The organism is Sphingobium sp. UBA5915, assembly GCF_002431195.1.
Lineage (GTDB): Bacteria > Pseudomonadota > Alphaproteobacteria > Sphingomonadales > Sphingomonadaceae > Sphingobium > Sphingobium soli.
On record NZ_DJDV01000086.1, the window covers coordinates 1 to 5,988 of the forward strand.

5 protein-coding genes are annotated in these 5,988 nt (G+C 65.5%); 2 read left to right on the top strand and 3 right to left on the bottom strand.

Annotated features, from left to right (window positions below):
* Both B2V90_RS14480 and B2V90_RS14485 read right to left on the bottom strand, forming a co-directional pair.
* Positions 1–2,038: efflux RND transporter permease subunit (locus tag B2V90_RS14480; RefSeq protein ID WP_293921947.1), on the bottom strand; the 2,038-nt coding region annotated here is incomplete at its 3' end.
* A 9-nt stretch (positions 2,039–2,047) separates the two neighbouring features.
* Positions 2,048–3,178, bottom strand: a complete 1,131-nt coding sequence (locus B2V90_RS14485) for an efflux RND transporter periplasmic adaptor subunit (protein WP_228221934.1) — start codon at positions 3,176–3,178, stop codon at positions 2,048–2,050.
* 367 nt (positions 3,179–3,545) lie between these two features.
* On the opposite strand from B2V90_RS14485, the gene B2V90_RS14490 reads away from it, so the two are divergent.
* Together B2V90_RS14490 and B2V90_RS14495 are read left to right on the top strand one after the other, a co-directional pair.
* On the top strand, positions 3,546–4,274 hold the full coding sequence (locus B2V90_RS14490; protein ID WP_228221933.1) for a response regulator: 729 nt from the start codon (positions 3,546–3,548) through the stop codon (positions 4,272–4,274).
* Positions 4,271–5,635 carry an ATP-binding protein gene (locus B2V90_RS14495; RefSeq protein WP_228221932.1) on the top strand — a complete coding sequence of 455 codons (1,365 nt, stop codon included), beginning with the start codon at positions 4,271–4,273 and terminating at the stop codon, positions 5,633–5,635. The genes B2V90_RS14490 and B2V90_RS14495 overlap by 4 nt, the downstream gene beginning before the upstream one ends.
* 4 nt (positions 5,636–5,639) lie before the next feature.
* Here the strand turns inward: B2V90_RS14495 and B2V90_RS14500 are convergent.
* Positions 5,640–5,988 (bottom strand): DUF3325 family protein (locus tag B2V90_RS14500; protein ID WP_293921952.1); only part of this gene is annotated, 349 nt, incomplete at its 5' end.

Sequence of the window (5,988 nt, forward strand, 5' to 3'; positions counted from 1 at the left end):
AGGTGAAGCCGTTGGATTGGCCAAGGCCCCGGATCGCGGGCGGCGTCATCGCCAGCACCTTGGCATCCCGGATTGCGCTTAGCTGTTTGTTGGCGCGTTCGGCAATGGCGCCGGCGGAATTTGCGCTGCCCTTGCGTTCATCCCAGGGGGCCAGATTGATGAAACCTTGCGCGACATTTTCGCCCTGGCCCTGGAAACTAAAGCCGGTGAGGATGAAGGCGAAGGCGACATTGTCCTTTTCATCATTCATGAAATATTGCCGCAATTGTTCGGCCGCCACCGCCGTGCGGCTGGACTTCGCACCGGCCGGGAGCGACACCTGCGCCATGACCTGCCCCTGGTCCTCGACCGGCAGGAAGCTGGTGGGCAGTCGCGTGAACAGCAGCGCCAGGACCGCCAGGATCACCACATAGGCGCCCCAGAACAGGATGCGCTTGCCCAGTATCTGCTCGGTGCGGTGGACATAGCCACGCGTCAGGCGATCGAACCAGCGGTTGAACTTGCCAGCCCAGCCGCGCTGCCGCTGGTCATGCGCCGACGCCTTGAGCAAGGTCGCGCACAGCGCCGGCGACAGGATCAGCGCGACCAGCACCGACAGTAGCATTGACGACACGATGGTGATGGAAAACTGCCGATAGATGACGCCGGTCGACCCGCCGAAAAAGGCCATGGGCAACAAGACGGCCGACAGGACCAGCGCGATGCCGACCAGTGCGCCGCCGATTTCGCCCATCGACTTGATCGTTGCGTCGCGCGGCGAAAGCCCTTCCTCCTCCATCAATCGTTCGACATTTTCCACCACCACGATGGCGTCATCGACCAGCAGGCCGATCGAGAGCACCATGCCGAACAGGGTCAGCGTATTGATGGAATAGCCGAACAGGGCGAGAATGCCGAAGGTACCCAGCAATACGACCGGCACGGCGATGGCGGGCACCAGCGTCGCGCGCCAGCTTTGCAGGAACAGGAACATCACGATGACGACCAGCACCACCGCCTCGATCAGCGTGTGGATGACTTCATCGACCGACAGCTGGATGAAGGGGGTGGTGTCGCGGGGATAGACGACCCTGTAGCCATGGGGCAGGTTGGCGGACAGGTCGGCGACCTTGGCCTTCACCAGTTCAGCGGTCTTGAGCGCATCCGCGCCCGGCGCCAGCTGCAAGGCCATGCCGGACGCGGGATGACCGTTCAGTCGCGCCGAGGTGGTATAGCTTTCATTACCCAGTTCCACCCGCGCAACGTCGGACAGATGCACGACCGACCCGTCCGATTGCGTCTTAACGATGATATTGCGGAACTGTTCGGGCGTTTGCAGGCGCGACCGGGCGCGGACCGTGGCGTTGAGCTGCTGCCCTTCGGGCGCGGGATCGGCACCGATCTGTCCCGCCGAAACCTCGACATTCTGCGACTGGATCGCACTCTGCACGTCCGATGGCATCAGCTTGACGGTCGCCAGCTTGAACGGGTCGAGCCAGATACGCATCGCATATTGCGATCCGAACACCTGGGTCGCGCCGATGCCGTCGATCCGCGCAATCGGGTCTTGGAAGTTATTGACCAGATAGTCTGCGACATCGGCCTGTGTGACCGTGTCCGTTTCGTCATACAGGCCCACGACCAGCAGGAAATCGGTCTGCTGCTTGGTGACGGTCAGCCCCTGTTGCTGCACCGCATTGGGCAGGCGGCTGAGCGCCTGCTGCACCTTGTTCTGGACCTGCACCTGCGCGGTGTCCGGGTCGGTGCCTTTCTGGAAGGTGACGGTGATCCGCGCCTGCCCGTTATTGGTGGAGGAGGACGAGAAATACATAAGGCCGTCAATGCCGGTCAGCTGCTGCTCGATGACCTGCGTGACGCTGGTTTCCACGGTTTCGGCGTTGGCACCCGGATAGGTTGCGCTGATGCCGACGCCCGGCGGTGCGATGTCGGGATATTGCGCGATCGGCAGCGACAGCATCGCGCCCAGGCCCGCCAGCATGATGCCGATGGCGATGACCCAGGCAAAGATGGGCCGGTCTATGAAATAGCGGCTGAGCATGATCGGCCCCTATTTCGCGCCGACCGGCACGGGCTTCACTGCGGCGTCGGGTTGAACCTTGTCCGTGCCTTCGACGATCAACCGGTCGCCGGCCTTCAACCCGGCGGTAATCAGCCATGTGTCGCCGATCGCCTGCGCGGCGGTCACGGTACGGCGCTCGACCTTGTTGCCGCTGCCGACCACAAGGGCGGTGGCATTGCCTTTGGCATCGCGGGTGATCCCCTGCTGCGGCGCCAATATGGCGTTGGGGACGACCGACTGCGGCGCGACCACGCGGACGAACATGCCGGGCAGCAGCAGGCCGTCGGGATTGGGGAGGCGCGCGCGCAGCGTGACTGTGCCGCTGTCGGGATCGACGATCGGTTCGGCGAATTCGATGCGGCCTTCCAGCGGATAGTCGCTGCCATCGTCCAGCTTCAGCCGGATGGTCGCGCTGGCGGGCAGGGTCTTGCCTGACGCCAGCGACCGGCGGAGCGCCAGCAGTTGCGCGCTCGATTGTGTCACATCGACATAGATGGGGTCGAGTTGCTGGATCGTGGTCAGCGGGTCGGCCTGGCTGGCTGTCACCAGTGCGCCAGGCGTGAAGAGGGTGCGGCCGATACGCCCGCTGATCGGCGCGCGGACCAGCGTGAATTCCAGGTTCACGTTGCTCGTCTGAAGGGTTGCGCGGGCCTGCTGCACGGCGGCCTGCGCCTGCCGTGCCGTGGCGATCACATCATCCCGGTCCTGCGCGCTCACCGCTTCGGTGTCGCCCAGGCTGCGATAGCGCTGCGCCTTGGCCTGCGCGGCGGCGGCGGTGGCCTGCGCGCTTGCCAGCGTGGCAAGCGCCTCGTCGCGCGATGCGCGATAAAGGCGCTGGTCGATGCGGTAAAGCGGCTGGCCGGCGCTCACCAGTGCGCCTTCTGTAAACAGGCGCTTCTGGATGATGCCAGACACTTGCGGCCGGACCTCCGACATCAAGGTCGATACCGTCCGGCCGGGCAATTCGCTGTCCACCGTGACATTGCGCGCCGCCAGCGTGACCACGCCGACCTCCACCGGTCCCCTTTTTGGGGCCTTTTCCTGACTGCATGCGGCCAGCATCATCATCAGGGCAATCGGTGCGACCCGAAGGCCGTGGGATCGTGCGGAGGTCGGCATGGATCGGCGATCGTTCCTTGGCATCGGCGTTACGGGCTCCTGCGATGCCGCCGGTCAGACACAGGGGGATGATCGGGCGCACAGGGGAGGGGGAGGGGTCGTGCGCCAAGCCGATCAAGCCTGTTCGTTCGGGTTTTCCAGCCGCGTCAGCGGCGAGGGGTCATCGCAGGAGCTCCGCTTTGCGTCGGCCACAGGGGGTCAGCCGACCCCATCCTCTTCGGGAGTTTGCCCGTCACGTCATAGTGCGAGTTGTTTTCGCTTCCGCTCCAACTGTTGCGCCGCCGTGCACCTTGGTATCCCTTTGTATCAGCCTGTATCGCGCGCGAAGAGGCGCAGACTTTCGGTGGACGAGGCGGTAGGAAGAGACATGCTGGATTCCTCCCCTGCCCGACAGGCGACCGTGCTGGTGGTCGACGACGATGCGGATATTCGCGACCTCATCATCGGTCAGTTGCATCAGGAAAATTACCGCCTTCTCGCTGCGGCCAGCCTGGCCGAGCTGCGCCGCACGTTGAAGGAGGAGGCGGTGGACCTCATCGTCCTCGACCTCAACCTGCCCGATGGCGATGGATTGATGCTGTGCCGCGAATTGCGCGCCGAAGGCGCCGACGTGCAGATCATCATGGTGACGGCCCGCGGCAGCGCCATCGACCGGGTGCTGGGACTGGAACTGGGGGCGGACGATTATCTGACCAAGCCGTTCGAACCGCGCGAATTGCTGGTGCGCATCCGCAACCTCTTGCGGCGCGGACGCAGCGATCCCGCCGCGCGGCCGGCGGCGGCGCGCTTCGCCCGCTTCGGCCCCTGGCGGCTGGACCTGCAACAGCGACGGCTGGTCGCGCCCGACGATAGCCTGGTGATGCTGTCATCCGCCGAATTCCGGCTGCTGTCGCGCTTCATCGAGGAACCCAATGTCGTTCTGTCGCGCGAGACTTTGGTGCCCGAACGGCGCGCGACCGCCGCTTTCGACCGGTCGATCGACTTGCAGGTCAGCCGTTTGCGCCAGAAGCTGGCGACGGTGCCGGGTGGGGACGAGCTGATCCTGACGGTCCGGGGCGAGGGCTATGTTCTCGCCAGCGGGGTGGAGCAGCTATGACGGGCATGCGGCCTGTGCAGCGGATCCGCGCCTTTTTCGGGACGATGGCGGGCCAGATTTTCCTCATCCTGACGCTGGGCATGTCGGTGGCCGCGATCATCGCCCTGCTGGTGGCGGAACAGGCGCGGCATCATGATTTCGAACGGGTGCGCCGCGCGCGCGTGGTGGCAAGCGCGGTCGACATCGCCGATCGGCTGCAACGCGATCCTGCCCGCGTCGAGGCGATGATGGCCAACCATCGCATTGTCGGCGCGGCGATGGCGCCCGCCGGCGTGGCGCTCAGCGACACCGATGCCGAACTCGAATCGATCCTGACCGAACGGCTCGGCAGGCGCTCGCAGCCCGAAGCGGGGCAGGTGCCGGCCGGCCTGTGCTTTCCCAGCGGGAACAGGGAACGCGCGGCCGGCGTGATCGACGCGCCGCGCCCGGATTGCTGGATCGTGCGCTTCACCGACGTGCGCGGCGCGCGCCGCGCAATGGCCCTGAGTTTCCCCCGTCTGATCAAGCCGCCAAGCACGATCTTCAACCCGGCCTATCTGCTGGTCATCGTTGCGGCGTCGGCGGGACTGGCGATCCTGGTCGCGCGATCGGTGGCCAAGCCTTTGCGGCGGCTGGAGCGCGCGGCGGAGGCATTTTCGCTGTCGCTCGACCCGGAGGAGATTCCCGAGCGTGGTCCCGAAGAGGTGCGCGCCGCCTTGTCGACCTTCAACCTGATGCAGCGCCGGGCGAGGGCGGGCTTCGCCGAGCGCACGCAATTGCTGGCGGCGATCAGCCACGATCTCCAGACGCCGCTGACCCGCATGCGCTTACGGCTCGAACTGGTCGACAATGCCGACCTTCGCGAACGGCTGCTGGCCGATCATCAGGCGATGCAGACCTTGGTGCGCGAGGGTCTCGACCTTGCGAGCAGCACCGAGTCGCGGGAGGAATGGTCAGTGATCGACATTGATTCGCTGCTCGCCAGCATGGCCGAGGATGCAGAGGATCTTGGCGCGCCGGTGCGCTTCGTCAGCGGGTGTGGCGGGACGGTGCGGGTGAAGCCCAATGCATTGACCCGCTGTATCGCCAATCTGGTGGACAATGGCGTCAAATATGGCGGTGGCGCCGACATTAGTTGCACGCGGTCGGGCGGACGATTGATGATCGATGTGCGCGATCATGGGCCCGGCATCCCGGCTGATCAGATCGACCAGATGTTCGAACCCTTTACGCGCGGGCCGAGCAGCCAGCCCGGCGGGCGGCATGGCACGGGCATCGGCCTAACCATCGCGCGGTCGCTGGCGATGAGTTTCGAGGCTTCGGTGCGGTTGCGCAACGCGCCCGAAGGCGGCGTTGTCGCGACCATCGATATGAAGGGATAAGGCGTCAGGCGCCAGTAGCGACGCCAAGGATGACGACCGCGATCGCGCCGGCAGCCCCCTGCTTCAGCCAATGTGGCCGGTAGCTGAGGCCCAGAAGCAGCAATCCGCCCACCAGGGGCAGCAGACCGAGCCAGCTGACCAGCCCGATGCCGCCTTGCCAGTGGGGCAGCATCGCCATCAATGAAGCGAGGATCAGCAGCCAGCCGACAGGAGCAAGCAGCGGAGCCATTGCGGGCTGATGCCAGGGACCAGCCAGCGCGCGTTGATGCCGGCTCATGCTGCTGGCGAGCAAGAACAGGCCGAGATAGAGAAGGCCGGCCGCCGCGATCATGCCGGCACGGCCCGGTGACGAA